This window comes from Proteus sp. G3927, assembly GCF_963894685.1.
In the GTDB taxonomy this organism is placed as follows: domain Bacteria; phylum Pseudomonadota; class Gammaproteobacteria; order Enterobacterales; family Enterobacteriaceae; genus Proteus; species Proteus mirabilis.
Genome location: NZ_CAWQGX010000020.1, coordinates 1 through 2,937, shown reverse-complemented (window position 1 = coordinate 2,937; position 2,937 = coordinate 1). Strand labels below are relative to the sequence as shown.

Annotated in this window: 2 protein-coding genes; both read left to right on the top strand. The window is 29.7% G+C overall.

From position 1 onward, the window contains the following. Nucleotides 1-786, top strand: a 786-nt coding sequence (locus tag AACV00_RS07180; protein WP_202608915.1) for a calcium-binding protein, incomplete at its 5' end; no start/stop codon positions are given. Nucleotides 787-1,092: 306 nt separating this feature from the next. Next, nucleotides 1,093-2,937 (top strand): M10 family metallopeptidase C-terminal domain-containing protein (locus AACV00_RS07175; protein ID WP_161680232.1); only part of this gene is annotated, 1,845 nt, incomplete at its 3' end.

Sequence of the window (2,937 nt, the reverse complement as noted above, 5' to 3'; positions counted from 1 at the left end):
GGAATTGATACATTAGACTTTTCCCTATATACCGTTAATCAAGTCATTAATCTCAATGAAGGCTGTTTTTCAGATATTGGAGGATTACGGAGTAATATCTCTATTGCCTATAACACTATTATTGAAAATGCGATTGGTGGTAAAGGTGATGACACTCTCATAGGAAATCCTTTTGATAATAATCTCATAGGTGGTGATGGCAATGATTTATTCTATGGCGGTGATGGCAATGATTTATTTTATGGTGGCTCTGGAAACGATGTTATATACGGAGAAATGGGAAATGATGTGCTCTATGGTGATGATGGAGATGATATGCTTATTGATTATTATGGTGCTAATATGTTGAATGGTGGTAAGGGTAATGATCGGATCTGTGTAGCATCAATGGATAGAGGGCTTCCAGGCAGAAATATCATTCAAGGGGGAGAAGGTGATGATGAAATATATTTAGGCACAGGAACTCATAATGTAACCGGTGGACAAGGAAATGATACCTTTAATTTTTTCTGCTATGAGGGCATTGAAAGCAATAGTTCAATTTGGGATTTTGAAAAAAACAAGGATAAAATAACTTTGCTCACTAGGGATTATAGAAAAATAGATATATCAAAAATGAAAAAAGTTGATAAATTATCAGGAGATAAAAATGAATTTTCATTAAATCATAACAAACCAGCCAACAAAACCATCATAGACATTTCAACATCTTCTAACGATGATAAGTCCATTGTACATATAGAGATTGTCGGTATATTTAACCATGATGAACTCTTTGCAGTATAAATAAATCTCACCATATGATTTGTTAAAATTTTAAACTATTTCTCTATAAATTATCATTAATTATTATATTAATAATAATCCAGCATAATAACGATAACCAACTAAAAACACACTAATAAATAGTGTGTTTCTATAAACTTTATTTCTATAAATATAACAACCAACTAATAATATAAAAAATACTGATATGTGTTTTTTCAAAAAGTAATAAAACAACAAAAATACAATAATTAGCTAATTATAGAATAAGTTTATTTTATAATAATTAATGCAAATAATTTATTATTAAATAAGAAAGGAATTTATATGACTATAGTAAAAAATGTTAAAGAAACGACTAATTTCTATTTACCTAAAGGGATCATCACAACAGGAACTATGATAGGTTGGCCAAAAAAATCACCAAATGAAATAACAACAATAACTTATACATTTCCAGATCATAACACATACCGAGAAATTATAAAAAATAAAAACCCATTAACAGAAAACATGAGAAAAAAAACGCTAAAAGATATATATGAATATTATAGGTTAGTAAATATTAGAGAACAAAAAAAACAAGAATTAAACACCATTGAAGATAAAGATAGTGAGGCTTCAAAAAAAAGAATAAAAGAATTAGAAGAAGGAATAAAAAAAATAGCAAATGATATTTATACTATACTAGATAATATACCTATCTATATTTATTCCACTCAAGAAACAATATTCCCCCATCAACAAGAAGTTATCGAAGAAATATTAAAACATGCCTCAGATATATTACCTATATTTTTTAAAAAAATATCACCATATAGCAATGCTGATTTAAAGTTTGGTTATTATAATCAATTTGTTAATATATCTGGTACAAAATTCATTTCAGGTTATCGAAAAGGCAGTGCTAGTCATCCTAACGAGGAAGGTACACCTATAAAAGAGATAAAACCAGATGAAGAACATGATAAACCTGGTACTATATTTATTGATTTTTCTTCACGCGAATATTATAAAACAATTAAACAAGATAATATTGATGAATATATAGAAAATGAGGCAGATATCTATGATATATATTATATTAATAATGATAAAACTATTACAATAGCAAGGGGTAATAATGAGTTACGCAAAGAATACCAACAAAATAAACATAAAATCGGCTCATTTGTATATCATACTTTTATACATGAATTAGGTCATTCTCTAGGGCTATTCCATATTTGGGAATACATACTAAATGAAAAGCATAAAGTATTAGATTCAATTAAATACTCAGTTATGAGCTATAAGTGTCCTGATATTAAAGATGCAGATTTTGGTGGCCTTTATCCCATGACCTTTATGCTAGTAGATATATTATTATTACAATATCTCTATGGCGAAAATATGACCACACGTCTTGAAAATAATACCTATGGTTTTCATTCCAATACGGGACGCGCCGCTTACTCTTTAAATAACATAGAAGATAAATTAGTGAGCTGTATTTGGGATTCGGGTGGAATTGATACATTAGACTTTTCCCTATATACCGTTAATCAAGTCATTAATCTCAATGAAGGCTGTTTTTCAGATATTGGAGGATTACGGAGTAATATCTCTATTGCCTATAACACTATTATTGAAAATGCGATTGGTGGTAAAGGTGATGACACTCTCATAGGAAATCCTTTTGATAATAATCTCATAGGTGGTGATGGCAATGATTTATTCTATGGCGGTGATGGCAATGATTTATTTTATGGTGGCTCTGGAAACGATGTTATATACGGAGAAATGGGAAATGATGTGCTCTATGGTGATGATGGAGATGATATGCTTATTGATTATTATGGTGCTAATATGTTGAATGGTGGTAAGGGTAATGATCGGATCTGTGTAGCATCAATGGATAGAGGGCTTCCAGGCAGAAATATCATTCAAGGGGGAGAAGGTGATGATGAAATATATTTAGGCACAGGAACTCATAATGTAACCGGTGGACAAGGAAATGATACCTTTAATTTTTTCTGCTATGAGGGCATTGAAAGCAATAGTTCAATTTGGGATTTTGAAAAAAACAAGGATAAAATAACTTTGCTCACTAGGGATTATAGAAAAATAGATATATCAAAAATGAAAAAAGTTGATAAATTATCAGGAGATAAAAATGAATTTTCATTAAAT